General features: G+C 65.5%; 15 protein-coding genes. 3 read left to right on the forward strand and 12 right to left on the reverse strand.

Going from position 1 to position 16,955, the window contains the following annotated elements; translation table 11 throughout:
• Positions 1-55 precede the first annotated feature (55 nt).
• Genes AC5P67_RS16290 through ndk form a run of 4 tightly spaced genes read right to left on the reverse strand, consistent with a single transcriptional unit; the run spans position 56 to position 3,360 of the window.
• Complete coding sequence (locus AC5P67_RS16290) at positions 56-928, reverse strand: RodZ domain-containing protein (protein WP_005409298.1); 873 nt, start codon at positions 926-928, stop codon at positions 56-58.
• Between the two features lie 18 nt (positions 929-946).
• Complete coding sequence (locus AC5P67_RS16295) at positions 947-1,732, reverse strand: tetratricopeptide repeat protein (RefSeq protein WP_005409297.1); 786 nt, start codon at positions 1,730-1,732, stop codon at positions 947-949.
• Positions 1,719-2,924, reverse strand: coding sequence for a dual-specificity RNA methyltransferase RlmN (gene rlmN, locus AC5P67_RS16300; RefSeq protein WP_005409296.1), 1,206 nt, complete (start codon positions 2,922-2,924; stop codon positions 1,719-1,721). Before rlmN ends, AC5P67_RS16295 begins: the two co-directional genes overlap by 14 nt.
• A gap of 10 nt (positions 2,925-2,934) precedes the next feature.
• Complete coding sequence (gene ndk / locus AC5P67_RS16305; protein WP_005409295.1) at positions 2,935-3,360, reverse strand: nucleoside-diphosphate kinase; 426 nt, start codon at positions 3,358-3,360, stop codon at positions 2,935-2,937.
• Between the two features lie 314 nt (positions 3,361-3,674).
• On the opposite strand from ndk, the gene AC5P67_RS16310 reads away from it, so the two are divergent.
• The 3 genes from AC5P67_RS16310 to AC5P67_RS16320 all read left to right on the forward strand — a co-directional run bounded on the left by AC5P67_RS16310 (position 3,675) and on the right by AC5P67_RS16320 (position 8,048).
• Entirely contained in the window at positions 3,675-4,328 is a 654-nt protein-coding gene (locus AC5P67_RS16310) for a TetR/AcrR family transcriptional regulator (protein WP_005409294.1), read from the forward strand.
• Positions 4,329-4,367: 39 nt separating this feature from the next.
• Positions 4,368-6,740 carry a 3-hydroxyacyl-CoA dehydrogenase/enoyl-CoA hydratase family protein gene (locus tag AC5P67_RS16315; RefSeq protein WP_111193460.1) on the forward strand — a complete coding sequence of 791 codons (2,373 nt, stop codon included), beginning with the start codon at positions 4,368-4,370 and terminating at the stop codon, positions 6,738-6,740.
• Between the two features lie 99 nt (positions 6,741-6,839).
• Entirely contained in the window at positions 6,840-8,048 is a 1,209-nt protein-coding gene (locus AC5P67_RS16320; protein WP_005409292.1) for an acetyl-CoA C-acyltransferase, read from the forward strand.
• A 481-nt stretch (positions 8,049-8,529) separates the two neighbouring features.
• Here AC5P67_RS16320 and galU read toward each other — a convergent pair whose 3' ends face one another.
• The 8 genes from galU to cmk form a co-directional block, all read right to left on the reverse strand.
• On the reverse strand, positions 8,530-9,408 hold the full coding sequence (gene galU, locus AC5P67_RS16325; protein ID WP_005409291.1) for a UTP--glucose-1-phosphate uridylyltransferase GalU: 879 nt from the start codon (positions 9,406-9,408) through the stop codon (positions 8,530-8,532).
• Entirely contained in the window at positions 9,405-11,318 is a 1,914-nt protein-coding gene (locus AC5P67_RS16330; RefSeq protein WP_005413043.1) for a polysaccharide biosynthesis protein, read from the reverse strand. The genes galU and AC5P67_RS16330 overlap by 4 nt, the downstream gene beginning before the upstream one ends.
• A 3-nt stretch (positions 11,319-11,321) precedes the next feature.
• A complete protein-coding gene (locus AC5P67_RS16335) occupies positions 11,322-12,311 on the reverse strand; it encodes an MraY family glycosyltransferase (protein WP_495214926.1) in 990 nt (329 codons plus the stop codon).
• Positions 12,312-12,314: 3 nt separating this feature from the next.
• Positions 12,315-13,493, reverse strand: coding sequence for a lipopolysaccharide assembly protein LapB (lapB, locus tag AC5P67_RS16340; RefSeq protein ID WP_005409288.1), 1,179 nt, complete (start codon positions 13,491-13,493; stop codon positions 12,315-12,317).
• Between the two features lie 6 nt (positions 13,494-13,499).
• Positions 13,500-13,784, reverse strand: a complete 285-nt coding sequence (locus AC5P67_RS16345; protein WP_005409287.1) for a lipopolysaccharide assembly protein LapA domain-containing protein — start codon at positions 13,782-13,784, stop codon at positions 13,500-13,502.
• A gap of 75 nt (positions 13,785-13,859) precedes the next feature.
• Positions 13,860-14,165: an integration host factor subunit beta gene (locus tag AC5P67_RS16350; RefSeq protein ID WP_005409286.1), complete on the reverse strand. Its 306-nt coding sequence runs from the start codon at positions 14,163-14,165 to the stop codon at positions 13,860-13,862.
• 88 nt (positions 14,166-14,253) lie between these two features.
• A complete protein-coding gene (gene rpsA, locus AC5P67_RS16355) occupies positions 14,254-15,939 on the reverse strand; it encodes a 30S ribosomal protein S1 (protein WP_005409285.1) in 1,686 nt (561 codons plus the stop codon).
• A 198-nt stretch (positions 15,940-16,137) separates the two neighbouring features.
• Positions 16,138-16,815, reverse strand: coding sequence for a (d)CMP kinase (gene cmk, locus AC5P67_RS16360; protein WP_005409284.1), 678 nt, complete (start codon positions 16,813-16,815; stop codon positions 16,138-16,140).
• Positions 16,816-16,955 lie beyond the last annotated feature (140 nt).

Below are 16,955 nucleotides of genomic sequence, written 5' to 3' on the forward strand. Positions count from 1 at the left end.
GCCCCGCCCATCGGGAGGGACCATTGGGTTTAATCGAAGGTGGTGAAACCGCGCCTCAGTGCGAAACCGGGACTACGGAGCCTTCAGAGGATACCTGAAAGCGTGCCACGTTGGCTCGCTGGTAGGGGGTCAGATCGACGATAGCGCCGTTCTGCTGAACCTGGACCGCCGAGGCGTTGCCCAGGGTCACCCGGGTCACCTGGCCCGGCGTGAAGCTGCGGCTCTCGCCGGACTTGATCAGCGCCTTTTCGACCGTGGCGCCGTCCGGACCACCGATATCGACCCAGCTGTCGCCGCTGAACTGCATCTCCAGCGTATTGGCGGCTGCGGGCGCAGCGGGTGCCGAACGCGGCACCGGGGACAGCGAAGCGACATACGGGGTTGCGGCCGGCTTGCTGGCCGGGGCACTCGCGACTTCAGCCGGGGCTGCCGGCTCGACACCCGCAGCGGACGGGGCCACCGGCACAGCGGCCGGGATCGCGTCCAGCGAGGCCGTGTTCGGCGACGGCGTGGCACTGCCATCGAAATGGCCGCGGGTGGCGAACCACACCGGCACGGCCAGCACGGCGGTGATGCCGACGTACAGCACGCGCCGGCCGAGATTCTCGGCAATGCGGCGCGCACGCGGGGTATGGGTATGGCTGACCAGGGTGGGCGGCACGACAGGACCCACCTGGGCCTGCTCCAGCAGCTGGCTCACATCGACGTCGAGCAGGCGCGCGTAGCTGCGCAACTGGCCGCGCACGAAGACGGGCGCGCCCAGCTTCTGCCACTGCTCTTCCTCCAGCGACCTGACCACCTGGACCGGCATGCGCAGGCGCGAGCCGACATCCTCAAGGGTCAGTCCGGCCGCTTCACGGGCCTGGCGCAGGCGGGTGCCGCAGCCGGCCGCAGTCTCGAGAGCGCTCACAGTCTGGTCATCAATCACAATGCATCAACCCTGGAGTTAGGAGCCCGCTTCCTGCGGAAATTCCTGTCGAATGCGCTGAAGATAGCGGTCAGATGCCGCCCGATCACCCAGCCGCGCTTCGATTTGAGACGCAAGTTGTAACACGGAACGCGTTGCGGGTGCAGCCGCAATCCTACGTTCGGCGAAGGCCCGGGCCTCCATGTAGCGGCCCTGGCGGAAGCTGAGCTGGGCCATGGCCTCCAGCGCGACCGGGTTTCCCGGCAGCGCCGACAGCGCCGCGCGCAGGTCGCGCTCGGCACGCTCGAACTGGCCTGCATCCAGCGCACAGCTGCCGGCATTGGACTGCGCTTCGGCGACGGCGGGATTGCCCGGCGCCCGCTGGGCACGATCGAACCACACCAGCGATTCGGCCGCCTGGCCCTGCTGGCACAGCCAGGCACCATAGTTGTTGAGCACGTCGCCACGTTGCGGCGCCAGCTCGGCAGCCTTGCGGAAGTTCTCGCCGGCCTGCTGGCTGCGGCCGCGACGCTCGTCGATGCCCGCAAGCAGGACCAGGCCGTCGGGGGCCGTCGGCACCAGCTTCTGGGCTTCGCGCGCCTTGCGCTCGGCAGCATCGAGATTGCCGCCCTGGATGTCGCGGCCGGCCAGGGTCAGCAACTCCTGCCAGCGCACCTGCTGCCGCACCCCTTCCGGATCACGGACGGAGTAGACCGGCGCCTCGCTCGGGCCAAGCTTGGCCTTGGGATGGGATTTGCAGCCGCCGACCGCGAGGGCCAGCGTGCCTGCGAGCAGAACCAGCCAGAGGCGGTCAGGCCGCGGCATCGCTCCCCTTCCCCGCCTGCAGCGTCTTGTTGAACTCCGCCTGGCGGCGGGTGCGGTCCATCACCTGGCCCTTGAGCTGGCCACAGGCGGCGTCGATGTCGTCGCCACGGGTACGCCGGACCATGGTCAGCACGTTGCTGTCGAGCAGGATCTTCTGGAAGGCGCGGATGTGCGCCTCTTCCGAACGCTCGTAGCGGGTACCCGGGAACGGGTTGAAGGGGATCAGGTTGACCTTGCCCGAATCCTTGGCCTGCACCGCGTTGTCGAACTGGCGCATCAGGCGGGCCAGCTCGCGGGCATGCTCGGGCTTGTCGTTGATGCCCTTCATCAGGGTGTATTCGAAGGTGACCGATTCGCGGCGCTTGTTGGCGCGCAGGTAGCGTGCGCACGAGGCCATCAGCTCGGCGATCGGGTACTTCTTGTTGAGCGGCACCAGGGTCTCGCGCAGCGCGTCGTTCGGCGCATGCAGCGACACCGCCAGCGACACGTCGCTTTCGGCAGACAGGCGGTCGATCTGCGGCACCAGGCCGGAGGTCGACAGGGTCACGCGCTTGTTGGCCAGGCCGTAGCCAAGGTCGTCGCGCATCACGCTCATGGCGCGCACGACGTTGTCGAAATTCATCAGCGGCTCGCCCATGCCCATCATCACCACGTTGGTGAGGCGGCGCATCTGGTGCGGGACGTTGCCCAGGTGGCGCGCGGCAACCCACACCTGGCCGATGATCTCGGCGGTGGTCAGGTTGCGGTTGAAGCCCTGGGTAGCAGTGGAGCAGAACGTGCAGTTCAGGCCGCAACCGACCTGCGAGGACACGCACAGCGTGCCGCGGGTCTTGTCCGGGATGTACACGGTCTCGATGGCGTTCTTGCCATCCACGCCCATCGCCAGCAGCCACTTGTGGGTGCCGTCGGCGGAGGGCTTGTCGAACACGATGTTGGGAACCAGCACCTCGGCATGGGCCTGCAGCTTGGCGCGCAGGACCTTGCCGAGGTCGGTCATTTCATCGAAGTCGGTGACGTAGCGATGGTGGATCCACTTCATCACCTGATGGGCACGGAACTTCTTTTCGCCGAGAACCTCGACGAAGAACTTCTCCAGGCCCGCGCGATCGAGGTCGAGCAGGTTCTGCTTGCCAGCCGTGGGTGCCGACTTCGGCAGCGGCTGGATGGCGGGGGACTGTACGACCTCGTTCACGGCATTACTCTCAGCGCGAAACGACTTCGGTGGCGGCGAAGAAGTAGGCGATTTCAATCGCGGCATTCTCGACCGAGTCCGAGCCGTGGGCGGCGTTGGCATCGATGGATTCGGCGAAGTCGGCGCGGATGGTGCCCGGCGCGGCTTCCTTCGGGTTGGTGGCGCCCAGCAGGTCGCGGTGGGCCAGGACGGCGTTTTCGCCTTCCAGGGCCTGGATCATCACCGGGCCGGAGATCATGAACTCGACCAGCGCGTTGAAGAACGGACGCTCGCGGTGCACGGCGTAGAAACCTTCGGCTTCACGACGCGACAGCTGCTTGTACTTGGCGGCCACGACCTTCAGGCCGGCCTTCTCGAAGCGGGCGTAGATTTCGCCGATGACGTTCTTGGCAACGGCGTCCGGCTTGATGATCGAAAGGGTGCGCTCCAGCGCCATGGGATGTCTCCAATGGAATCGGGCCGCTGATGGCCCGAAGGGTAACATGAAAAAAACCCGCGTCGGGACGCGGGCTTAGCCTGATAAACGTAGGCGAATTGTAAAAGATAACGCGGCGGGGTGGTAGTGCCGGCCGCTGGCCGGCATTGGGCGCCATTCAACCTAGGAGCTGCCGGCCAGCCGCCGGCACTACCCCATTCACCGACCTGAGTGAAATCTGACCGGGTCGGCCGATTTTTGCTGCACTGCAAAATGCCATACGGTACCGTCTGGTCCTAGTATCAAACAATCGTTTGATTAAGGTCCGCCCACCGATGGCCAAGCCCGCCCACTTCTCGACCAAGGACCGGATTCTCGGCGCGGCCGAGGAGCTGTTCGCCCAGCACGGCTTCGCCGGCACTTCGCTGCGCCAGGTGACCAGCCAGGCCGACGTCAACATCGCCGCGGTCAACTACCACTTCGGCTCCAAGGAAAACCTGGTCAACGAGGTGTTCCGCCGCCGCATGGACGAGATGACCGGTGCCCGCCTGTCGCAGCTCGAGCGCGCCCGCGCCGAGCACCCGGGTGAACTGCGCCCGGTGCTGGCTGCCTTCGTCGAGCCGGCCCTGGCGCTGGCCCAGGACCGCCAGAACGGCGGCGCCTTCGTGCGCGTGATTGCCCGCGCCTACGCCGAGAAGAACGACAACCTGCGCAAGTTCCTGTCCGACCACTACGGCCACGTGCTGCGTGCGTTCGGCAAGGCCATCGGCGAGTGCGTGCCGGACCTGAGCAAGGAGGAGCTGTACTGGCGCCTCGACTTCCTGGCCGGCTCGCTGACCTATGCGATGGCCGACTTCGGGCTGATCAAGCGTCCCGCCGGTGTCACCGAAGCGGCGCATCGTGCCCATGCCGCCCACGAACTGATCCATTTCGCCGAAGCCGGGTTCCGCGCCGCCGCACGCGCCAGCGCCCTGCCCGCTTCCCTTTGATTCCACCCAGTAACTGCTGACCAACAAAGGCCCTACACCATGTCCAATTCCCTGCTAGTCCGCCGCGCCGCCGTGCTGGGTGCCGGCGTCATGGGTGCCCAGATCGCCGCCCACCTCACCAACGCTGGCGTCGACACCGTGCTGTTCGACCTGCCTGCCAAGGATGGTCCGGCCGATGGCATCGTGCTGAAGGCGATCGCCAACCTGGGCAAGCTGAGCCCGGCGCCGCTGGCCAGCAAGTCGCTGGCCGAAGCCATCACTCCGGCCAACTACGAGTCCGGCCTGGAGCAGCTGAAGGACTGCGACCTGATCATCGAGGCCATTGCCGAGCGCATGGACTGGAAGCAGGACCTGTACAAGAAGATCGCCCCGTTCGTGGTCGACCACGCGGTGCTGGCCTCCAACACCTCGGGCCTGGGCATCAACAAGCTGGCCGACGTGCTGCCCGAGCAGCTGCGCCACCGCTTCTGCGGCGTGCACTTCTTCAACCCGCCGCGCTACATGCACCTGGCCGAGCTGATCCCGGCCACCACCACCGATGCCGCCGTGCTGGAAGGACTGGAAGCATTCCTGGTCACCACCCTGGGCAAGGGCGTGGTGTACGCCAAGGACACCCCGAACTTCATCGGCAACCGCATCGGCGTGTTCTCGATCCTGTCCACCATCCACCACACCCAGCAGTTCGGCCTGGGCTTCGATGAAGTGGACGGCCTGACCGGCCCGCTGGTCGGTCGCCCGAAGTCGGCCACCTACCGCACCTCCGACGTGGTCGGCCTGGACACCATGGCCCACGTCATCAAGACCATGGGCGACACCCTGCCGAATGACCCGTGGCATGAATTCTTCAAGTCGCCGAAGTGGCTGGACGCGCTGATTTCCAAGGGCGCGCTGGGCCAGAAGACCGGCGCCGGCATCTTCCGCAAGGTCGGCAAGGACATCGTGGTACTGGACCTGGAGAAGCAGGACTACCGTCCGGCCGACCGCACCGCCGCACCGGAAGTGGTCGAGATCCTGAAGATCAAGAACCCGGCCGAGAAGTTCGCCAAGCTGCGCGAGAGCCAGCACCCGCAGGCGCAGTTCCTGTGGGCGACCTTCCGCGACCTGTTCCACTACAGCGCCTACCACCTGGCCGACATTGCCGAGACCGCGCGCGATGTCGACCTGGCCATCCGCTGGGGCTACGGCTGGTCGCTGGGCCCGTTCGAAACCTGGCAGGCCGCCGGCTGGAAGCAGGTCGCGCAGTGGATCGCCGATGACATCGTCGCCGGCAAGAGCATGAGCAATGCCCCGCTGCCGGATTGGGTCTTCGACGGCCGCGACGGCGTGCACGCCGCCGAGGGCAGCTACAGCCCGTCGCGCAACGCCAAGCTGCCGCGCTCGTCGCTGCCGGTGTACCAGCGCCAGCGTTTCCCGGATCCGCTGCTGGGCGAGAAGTTCGCGCCGGGCGAGACCGTGTTCGAGAACGACGGCCTGCGCATGTGGCACGACGGTGATGGCATCGCCGTGGTCAGCTTCAAGACCAAGATGAACACCGTGTCCGACCAGGTGCTGGACGGCCTGCAGGAATGCGTGAGCCGCGCCGAGAAGGACTTCCAGGGCCTGGTGATCTGGCAGCAGAAGGAACCCTTCTCCGCCGGTGCCGACCTGGCCGGTGCACTGGGCCTGCTGCAGGCCGGCAAGGTCGACCAGTTCGAGGAAATGGTCGCCAACTTCCAGCGCACCAGCCAGCGCATCAAGTACTCGCTGGTGCCGGTGGTGGCAGCGGTGCGTGGCCTGGCCCTGGGCGGCGGCTGCGAGTTCCAGATGCACAGCGCCAAGACCGTGGCCTTCCTGGAAAGCTACATCGGCCTGGTCGAGGCCGGTGTCGGCCTGCTGCCGGCCGGTGGCGGCCTGAAGGAACTGGCCGTGCGTGCCTCTCAGGCCGCAGGCCCGGGTGGCGACGTGTTCGCCGAACTGAAGAAGACCTTCGAGACCGTGGCGATGGCCAAGGTGTCCAACTCGGCGGTCAACGCCAAGGAACTGGGCCTGCTGCGCAGTACCGACAAGGTGGTGTTCAACAGCTACGAGGCCCTGCACATCGCCAAGGCCGAAGCCCGTGCACTGGCCGAAGCGGGCTACCGTCCGCCGCTGCCGGCACGCCGCATCCAGGTGGCCGGTGACGTGGGCATCGCCACCTTCAAGATGATGCTGGTCAACATGCTGGAAGGCCGTTTCATCAGCCCGTACGACTACGAGATCGCCGAACGCATCGCCACCGTGCTGTGCGGTGGCAAGGTCGACCGCGGCACCCTGGTGGACGAAGAGTGGCTGCTGACCCTGGAGCGCAAGCACTTCGTCGAACTGGCCCAGCAGGAAAAGACCCAGGCCCGCATCGCGCACATGCTGAAGACCGGCAAGCCGCTGCGTAACTGATTGATGGCGGGTGCCGACCCCTGGTTGGCACTCCTCTGCCTCTGGTGGGTGCCGACCGTTGGTCGGCACCCCGGCTAAAAAATTCGAGAGATCACTGCAATGACCAAGCAAATCCAGGACGCCTACATCGTCGCCGCCACCCGCACCCCGGTCGGCAAGGCGCCCAAGGGCATGTTCCGCAACACCCGCCCCGACGACATGCTTGCGCACGTGCTGCGCAGCGTCGTCGCCCAGGCCCCGGGCGTGGACGTCAACCGCATCGATGACGCGATCATCGGCTGCGCCATGCCGGAAGCCGAGCAGGGCATGAACGTGGCGCGCATCGGCGTGCTGCTGGCCGGCCTGCCCAACACCATCGCCGCACAGACCGTGAACCGCTTCTGCTCCTCCGGCCTGCAGGCCGTGGCGCAGGCCGCCGACGCGATCCGCCTGGGCAACGCCGACCTGATGCTGGCTGGTGGCACCGAGTCGATGTCGATGGTGCCGATGATGGGCAACAAGATCGCCATGGCGCCGAGCGTGTTCGACAACGACCACGTGGCCATCGCCTACGGCATGGGCATCACTGCCGAGAAGGTCGCCGAAGAGTGGAAGGTCTCGCGCGAAGACCAGGACGCCTTCGCCCTCGCCTCGCACCAGAAGGCCATGGCCGCGATCCAGAACGGCGAGTTCAAGGACGAGATCAGCCCGTACGAGATCGTCTCGCACCTGCCGGACCTGGCCGACGGCCAGCGCATCATCACCCGCAACAAGATCGCCGACACCGACGAAGGCCCGCGCCCGGATTCCTCGGCTGAAGGCCTGGCCAAGCTGCGCCCGGTGTTCCGCAACGGCCAGTTCGGCGGCACCGTCACCGCCGGCAACTCGTCGCAGATGAGCGATGGCGCCGGTGCCGTGCTGCTGGCCTCGGAACAGGCGATCAAGGACTACGGCCTGACCCCGCTGGCCCGTTTCGTCAGCTTCTCGGTGGCCGGCGTGCGCCCGGAAGTGATGGGCATCGGCCCGATCGCCGCGATCCCGAAGGCACTGAAGCAGGCCGGCCTGACCCAGGACCAGCTGGATTGGATCGAGCTCAACGAAGCGTTCGCCGCGCAGTCGCTGGCGGTGATCCGCGATTGCGGCCTGGACCCGAGCAAGGTCAACCCGCTGGGTGGCGCGATTGCCCTGGGCCACCCGCTGGGTGCGACCGGCGCGATCCGTACCGCCACCCTGCTGCACGGCCTGCGTCGTCGCCAGCAGAAGTACGGCATGGTGACGATGTGCATCGGCACCGGCATGGGCGCGGCGGGTATTTTCGAGGCGCTGTAAGGTTCAGAGCGTTGCCGGCTGGAGTGTCGGTTGGCTGTGGGGCCCGGGTGGGTGAGGCTGCCCGGGACACGCCGTAAACCCGTCCCTGGGGGCTTGGCAGCGGCATCCATGCCGCTGACAGTCCCGGTCAGCCTCACCCACCCGTGCCATCCATCATTCCGCGCGGCGGAGGGTTTAGCAAAAGCAAGGTCAAAAGCTGGAGTCAGAGCCCTTTGCTACGCAAAGGGATCTGACCCCAACAATCAAAAAAGGCAGCCATTGGCTGCCTTTTTTGCTTTTGCTCTTGCCCTTGATTCCGCCCTTCCCGTCCGCGCCCGCAGGAAACCTGACAGGCGGGACGGGTGGGCCGTTGCAGGACCGTTGGCGCCATGGATGGCGCCATCGAGCCCCCATGGACGGGTTTACGGCGTGTCCTGCAACGGCCCACCCGTCCCGCCCATCACGTGTCAATCAAGGCGCTGCACGGAGCGCTTGATAAACCTTACTCAGCCAACATCGCCGTCAGCTTCTCCCGCGCCGGCCCTGCCAGCTTCGGGTTGTCCAGCGCGAAGCGGATCGTCGCTTCCACCAGCCCCAGGTGCGTACCGCAGTCGAAACGAGTGCCCTCGAAACGGTAGGCATCCACCTCTTCGGTCTTCAGCAGCTGCGCGATCGCATCGGTCAGCTGGATCTCGCCGCCGGCACCGCTGCCGGTCTGCTCCAGCAGCTCGAAGATCTTCGGGCTCAGCACGTAGCGGCCGACCACGGCCAGGTCGCTCGGCGCGTCCTCCGGCTTCGGCTTCTCCACGATCTGCGAAATACGGCCCTTGCGGCCATCGAAGGCCTCGGTCGCGACGATGCCGTAACTGGCGGTCTTGTCGTGCGGCACATCTTCAACGGCAATGACGCTGGCGCCACTGGCTTCGTTGAGATCGGCCATCTGCTTCAGCGCACTGTCGCCGCGGTTCCAGATCAGGTCGTCCGGCAGCAGCACCGCGAACGGCTCGTCACCGATCACGGCCTTGGCACACAGCACCGCATGGCCCAGGCCCAGCGCCTCGGCCTGGGTCACGAAGATCGCGCGCACGCCATTGGGCAGCACGTGACGGATCAGCTCCAGCTGCTCCTGCTTGCCGGCGCGCTCGAGCTTCTGCTCCAGCTCGTAGGCCTTGTCGAAGTAGTCGGCGACCGCGTGCTTGTAGCGGTTGGTGATGAACACCAGCGTGTCACAGCCGGCCTCGATTGCTTCGTCCACTGCGTACTGGATCAGCGGCCGGTCAATGATCGGCAGCATCTCCTTCGGCACGGTCTTGGTTGCTGGCAAAAAACGCGTCCCCAAACCCGCTACGGGGAAAACTGCTTTGCGAATTCGCTTGCTCATTGGTGCCTGTTGGCCTCGCGTGCGGGAAAGGGCACGACTTTAGCGGATGAAATGTAAGCATCCTGTTCGATTGGCGAGAACTCGGGCATCGTCGCGAACAGGACTTCCTTGATGGTTTCGGTGTCGTAGCTGCACACCGCCTCGCGCAGGCGCGGGACGTTGCCCAGCACCAGATCGCGCGAGAACATGCGCACGCCGGCCTCGAGGACCTTCGGATGCGCGGTTGCGCGGTAGTCCTCGTCCGAATAGAACAGCGTCTCGTGCAGCTTCTCGCCCGGACGCAGGCCGGTATAGATGATCTGCACATCCTTGTACGGCTGCTTGCCCGCCAGACGGATCATCTGCTCGGCCAGCAGCCGGATCGGCACCGGCTCGCCCATGTCGAGCGTGTAGATCGCACCGTGCGAGGCCGAGGCCGCGGCCTGCAGGATCAACTGGCAGGCCTCAGGGATGGTCATGAAGTAGCGGGTGACTTCCGGATCGGTGACCGTGACCGGACCACCGCGCAGGATCTGCTCGCGGAACAGCGGCACCACGCTGCCGGCCGAGGCCAGCACGTTGCCGAAGCGCACGGTAACGAAACGGGTGTGCGTGGACTTCTGGTCCAGGCTCTGGCAGATCATCTCGGCATAGCGCTTGCTGGCACCCAGCGCGTTGACCGGATCGACCGCCTTGTCGGTGGAGATGAACACGAAATGCTCGACGCGCGCTTCCAGGCAGGCGCGGGCCACGTTCTCGGTCGCCAGGATGTTGTTGCGCACAGCTTCGCGCAGCTGCCGTTCCAGCACCGGTACATGCTTGTACGCTGCGGCATGGAACGCGGTGTCGACCGGATGCAGCGACAGCGCATGGCGGATCACCGCAGGATCGCCACAGTCGCCCAGCACCGCTTCGATCTCGATATCGGGGAAGCTGCGACGCAGCTCACCCTCGATGGTCAGCAGCAGCAGTTCGCTGATCTCCAGCAGGATGATGCGGCCGGCACCGTGGCGCGCGCACTGGCGGCACAGCTCCGAGCCGATCGAGCCACCGGCACCGGTAACCATCACGGTGCGACCGCCCAACCAGCCACGGATCAGGTTCCAGTCCGGGGTGATCGGCTTGCGGCCGAGCAGGTCCTCGATCGCCACTTCCTTCAGTTGGCCGGGCAGCGACTGCCCCTGCAGGATGTCGCTCAGCTTGGGCACGGTGCGGAACGGCACGCCGGTGCTTTCGCAGATGGCGACCACCCGCTGCATGCCTGCGGCATCCAGCGAGGGCATGGCGATCACCAGCAACTTGGCCGCAGTCTCGCGGACCACCGCCGGGGCATCATCGAGGCTGCCCAGGATCGGGAGGCCCTGCAGCTTGGCGCCGCGCAGGTGCGGTGCGTCGTCCAGCAGGCCGACCGGTTCGAAGTTGCCGGAGCGGCGCAGATCGCGGACCAGCGTCTCGGCGGCTTGCCCCGCACCGAGGATCAGCACGCGGCGCGCGCTCGAATCCGACTGCAGTGCCTGGTAATCCTTCCAGGCCCGGTACAGCAGGCGCGGCGCGCCCAGCAGCGCCGACAGTGCGAACGGATAGATCACCAGCACCGACATCGGCACGCCGTCGAAACGCTTCCACATCAGCACCAGCACGATGCCGACCAGGCCGATGAAGCTGGCCTTGAAGATGTTCAGCAGGTCGCTGACGCTGGCGAAACGCCACAGCCCGCGATACAGGCCCACGCGCCAGAACACCAGGCCCTGCAGCAGCAGCACCAGGGTGGTGTCGACATTCCAGAGCGGAAGCGAGGGCGCGTTGGGGAGGATCGAGTACCGCCCGGCGTGGAGCAGCTGCCAGCATGCCCAGACCATGAACAGGTCGTGGCAGACGATGGCCGAACGCGGCATCAGGCCGAGGATTCTGTCCCGCCAGGGTGAAGCCATAAGTCAGGTATTTCCTTGTCGGTGACGCAATCCATTGCGCAGGAGGATCCAGAGGACGCTCAGCGCGAGAAACCACGCGACCGCCAGGACAGCCTCCCACCTCGGCTGCAAATTGGAGCAGACATTAAGCACTGTAATACTGAACATGCCCAAAGCAAAGTACATCCCTGTCACCTGAGCGTGGCTGGCTCCTGCCTGCACCGCCCGCTGGTAGACGTGCTGGGTATGGGGTTCCATCCAGCGTTGTCCGGAGATGATGCGCGCCGCCAGTGTGAAGCCCGCGTCCACGAGGAACGCCGAAGCCGGCACCAGCAGCAGGATCCAGTTGATATCGGTACGCACCGCAGCGATCGCCAGGACGACGGCGACTGCATAGCCCAGCGCGCCACTTCCGACATCACCCATGAAGATCCGGGCCCGTGGGAAATTGAACGGCAGGAAGCCCAGGCAGGCCAGGCCCAGCGCCACCGCGGCCAGCGAATACGGCCACGGCAGCACCGGCGCCAGGCCCAGCGCAACAACAATGGCCTGGCTGGCGGCAATACCGTTGATGCCATCCATGAAGTTCCAGATGTTGATCAACGAGGCGGTGAATACCAGCACCAGCCCGGCCAGCAACCAGCTTCCACCATGCACCTTGACCAGGGCGGCCAGCAGCGCGGCGGCAATGAAGTGCACCAGCAGGCGGCGCATGGCCGGCAACGGCCGGTGGTCGTCCCACCAGCCGATGCCCGCCACCAGCACCAGGCCCAGGCTGGCCACCAGCAGGCTCGGTATCGATTCAGGCCAGACCCACATCGCTGCACCGGCGGTGACCAGCAGGCTGATGACGATGGCGATGCCACCACCGCGCGGCGTTGCCACGCTATGGCTGCGACGCTCGCCGGGGTGGTCCACCAGTTGCTGGCGCAGGGCATAACCCCGTGCCGCCCAGGTCAACCCCGCACTCAGCAGGGCCAGCCCCAGCAGCGCGCCCATCACGAGCCACGGCATGGATCAGAGCACCGCGTAGTTCAGCAGTGGCTTGACCGTGCCCCATTCCTTGCAGCTCGGGCACTGCCAGTGGTGGGTGCGTGCACCGAACCCGCAACGGGTGCAGCGGTAAGCGGGATTGCGCACCAGCAGCTGGTCGGTGATGTGCTTGAGGTCATGCAGGGTCGCCGTGGAATCGGCGCCCTCGGCCAGGGTCAGGTCGATCAGCGCCGATTCGCCACGCACCGACGGACGATCCTTGAGCTGGCGGCCAAGGTAGGCTCGGGCCGGAGCCACACCCTCCTGCTCTTCCATCAGCCGGGTCAGGGCCAGCACCGGGGCGATGCCACGGTAGTGCTCGGTCATTTCCGACAGGAACGCACGTGCGCCTGCCAGATCGCCCACCTTGCGATAGTTCTGCATCAGCGCCGGCAGCAGCTCCGGCAGGTACTCCGGATCGTTGCGCGCGGCGCGCTCGAAGGCGCGCACGGCCGCTTCCGGATTGCCGGCATCGGTTTCCAGGCGACCCTCAATGATGCCGGCACGCACCGACATCGCATCGGCCTGGTAGGCCCGGGCAATCGCTGCCCTCGCCTCTTCCAGCTTGCCGGCGCCGCGGAAACGTTCGGCCAGTTCGCACTCGAACTGCCCGATCAGCTTGCCCATCGGCTCGCCGGTGACGTCTTCGAAGCGGGTGGCGTTGTCGATCGCCTTTTCCCAGTCACGCTCAGCCTGGTAGATGCCGATCAGGTGCTTGAGCGCCTGCGGGGCGCGCTGGTCCAGCTGCGCCAGTTCGGTGAACACGGTCTCTGCACGGTCCAGCAGGCCGGACTTCATATAGTCCTCGCCCAGCGCCAGCAGGGCCTGCACGCGCTGCGCGTCGCTCAGGTCGTGGCGGTTGACCAGCCCCTGGTGCAGGCGGATGGCGCGGTCGACTTCACCGCGGCGGCGGAACAGGTGGCCCAGCGCGACCTGGGTCTCGAAGGTTTCCTTGTCCAGCTCGGCGATGTGCAGGAACAGTTCGATGGCCTTGTCCGGCTGCTCGTTGAGCAGGTAGTTCAGGCCACGGAAGTAGGTGCTGGACAGGCGGCTGACCTGGTTGTCACCGTGGCGCTGGCCACCGCGCCGGCCGATCACCCACCCGGCCAGTGCGGCCAGCGGAACGAACAGGAAAAACCAAAGCCACTCGGTGACGAAATCCATCTTCGATCAGCGTCCATCAAAAGATTGGGGGGAAACACCCGCGGCCGGCGTTGCCGCCACGGACTTGTTGGCACGGCGCAGCTGGCTGTAGAGCGGAATGACCACGCTCACCAGTACCAGGCCGGCACCGACCACGACACCCACCAGCAGTGCAGCGATCAGCGCCACGCCCACCGAGGTGTGCAATTGAGTGAAAAGCAGGTTGATCGACATCGCGGTCATGTTGACCGCACCAATGATCAGCCCAAGGATCAGGACCGCCAGCAGGACCAGCAGACGAAAGACCTTCATGCGACAGCTCCAGTGGCAGGAGTCCGTAGCTTATCCGACCCGCGGCTGGATTCGCACGCGGTGGCGCGACGGGGCTCAGGCCGGATCGGCGTCCAGCGGCAGCACACTGCTGACCCGCTCGCGCAGTTCCTTGCCCGGCTTGAAATGGGGGACGTGCTTGCCCGGCAGGGCAACCGATTCGCCGGTCTTCGGGTTGCGACCCAGGCGCGGCGGACGATAGTGCAGCGAGAAGCTGCCAAAACCACGGATTTCGATGCGATCCCCGGCGGACAGCGATCCGCCCATCATTTCCAGCAACGACTTCACCGCCAGATCGACATCATCGGCCTTCAGGTGCGCCTGGCGGCGCGCAAGGATTTCGATCAGTTCGGATTTGGTCATCACCGGCTCACATCAGGGGCATCTCAGCCTGAAACGGCCCGGGCAGAAGCCCGGGCCGTCCAGGAAACAACAAACAGCGTAAGGCCGATTACTCGGACTTGTTGCCGTTCAGCTGTGCACGCAGCAGCGCGCCCAGCTGGGTGGTGCCGCTGGAAGCCGAAGAGGACTGGTATTCCTCCAGCACTTCGCGCATTTCCGCGTCGTCCTTGGCCTTGATCGACAGCTGCAGGGTGCGGCCCTTGCGGTCCATGCCCACGAACTTGGCTTCGATCTTGTCGCCGACCTTCAGGTGCTGGGTGGCGTCGTCAACGCGCTCGTTGGCGATGTCGCGAGCCGAAACGTAACCCTCGATGCCGTCAGCCAGCTCGATGATCGCGCCCTTGGCGTCGACTTCCTTCACCACGCCTTCGACCTTGGAGCCCTTCGGATTGGCAGCCATGTACTGGCCGAACGGATCCTGCTCCAGCTGCTTCACGCCCAGGGAGATGCGCTCGCGCTCCGGATCGACAGCCAGGACGACGGCGTCCAGGGTATCGCCCTTCTTGAAGTTGCGAACGACGTCTTCGCCGGTGGTGTTCCAGCTGATGTCGGACAGGTGGACCAGGCCGTCGATGCCGCCGTCCAGGCCGATGAAGATGCCGAAGTCGGTGATCGACTTGATCTGGCCCGACACCTTGTCACCCTTCTTGTGGGTGGCAGCGAAGGTTTCCCACGGATTGGCGGCAACCTGCTTCATGCCCAGCGAGATACGGCGACGCTCTTCATCGACGTCCAGCACCATCACTTCGACTTCGTCACCAACCTGCACAACCTTGGACGGGTTGACGTTCTTGTTGGTCCAATCCATCTCGGAGACGTGCACCAGGCCTTCGACGCCCGGCTCGATCTCAACGAACGCACCGTAATCGGTGACGTTGGAGACCTTGCCGAAGACGCGGCTGTTGGCCGGGTAACGACGGCCGATGTTGTCCCACGGATCCTCGCCCAGCTGCTTCAGGCCCAGCGAAACGCGGTTGCGCTCGCGGTCGAACTTCAGCACGCGGACGTCCAGCTCGTCGCCGACGTTCACGACTTCCGACGGGTGACGCACGCGCTTCCACGCCATGTCGGTGATGTGCAGCAGGCCGTCGATGCCGCCCAGGTCCACGAACGCGCCGTAATCGGTCAGGTTCTTGACGACACCCTTCAGGATCGCGCCTTCCTGCAGCTTGTCCATCAGCTGCTCGCGCTCTTCCGAGTGCTCGCTTTCGACGACAGCGCGGCGCGAGACCACGACGTTGTTACGCTTGCGGTCCAGCTTGATGAGCTTGAACTCGAGTTCCTTGCCTTCCAGGTAGGCCGGATCGCGCACCGGGCGCACATCGACCAGGGAACCCGGCAGGAAGGCGCGGACATCCTTGATGTCCACGGTGAAACCACCCTTGACCTTGCCGCTGATGCGGCCGGTGATGGTTTCGTTCTTTTCCAACGCTTCTTCCAGCTCGTCCCACACCATCGCGCGCTTGGCCTTCTCGCGCGACAGGACGGTTTCGCCGAAGCCGTTCTCGATCGAGTCGAGGGCGACCTTGACGATGTCGCCTTCGGCGACGTCGATTTCGCCAGCGTCGTTACGGAACTGTTCGATCGGCACGATGCCTTCGGACTTCAGGCCAGCGTTGATCACCACGACGTCGCCGCGGACTTCAACAACGGTACCGCTGACGATGGCGCCCGGCTTCAGCTTGGCCAGGTTGGCCTGGCTGGCTTCAAACAGTTCGGCAAATGATTCGGTCATTAGATTTACTCTGTTGGACACATGGGTCGGTGGCGTCCCCTTCAGGGGAATGGCGACCGCCCGCCTGTTGGTCGACCCCGGAAACGCAGGTCGTGTGTAGTAGGAAAACCGCCACGCATCATTGCGCGACGGAGCTGGTACAGCACTGCTTTGCGCGACCACCACCGATGCAGCTGGCAGTGCTCCCGCGCGAACGGATCAGGCAGCCGGAACCGGAAGCAGATCCATCACTCGGGCAACGACATCATCGATGCCGATGCCTGTGGTGTCGATGAGGACAGCATCGTCTGCCGGCTTCAGGGGCGCCACGGTACGCTGGGCATCACGGGCGTCGCGGGCCATGATCTCGCGCAGGAGGTCATCAAAGTTAACAGAAACCCCCTTGTCTTTCAACTGCTTATGCCGGCGCTCGGCGCGCTCCTCGGCACTGGCGGTCAGGAAGACCTTGTAGGGGGCGTCCTTGAAGATCACCGTACCCATGTCGCGGCCATCGGCGACCAGGCCGGGCAGCTCCCTGAATGCGCGCTGGCGCTCCTTCAGGGCGGCCCGGACCTCAGGAATTGCGGCAATGGCCGAGGCCAGCGCGCCGGTGGTCTCCAGGCGCAGCTCGTCGGTGGCATCGGTGCCGTTGACCATGACCCGCATCGACTCGCCCTGTTCAACAAACTGAACATGGGTGTCGAAGGTGCAGCGCACCAGCGCCGAGGCGTCAGAGGTGTCGATGTCGGCCCAGCTCGCGGCCACGCCCACCGCGCGGTACAGCGCCCCCGAATCCAGGTAATGCCAGCCCATCCGGCGCGCGATGATGCGGCTGATGGTACCCTTGCCGGCCCCGGAAGGGCCGTCGATGGTCAGGACGGGAGCGAGTGGATTCATGGGGTTCCCAGAGCGTGTGAAGGGGTCATTCTAGCCCCTGCCAGACACCCCCAGCGGGATCTTTTGTGCAACCACTTGAAACCACGAGGAAAAGCCCGGTAGAATGGCGGGCTTGAACGAGCGTCAACTGCCGATTGTCT

The sequence above is a fragment of the Stenotrophomonas sp. YJH_SMC_21 genome (genome assembly GCF_059369555.1).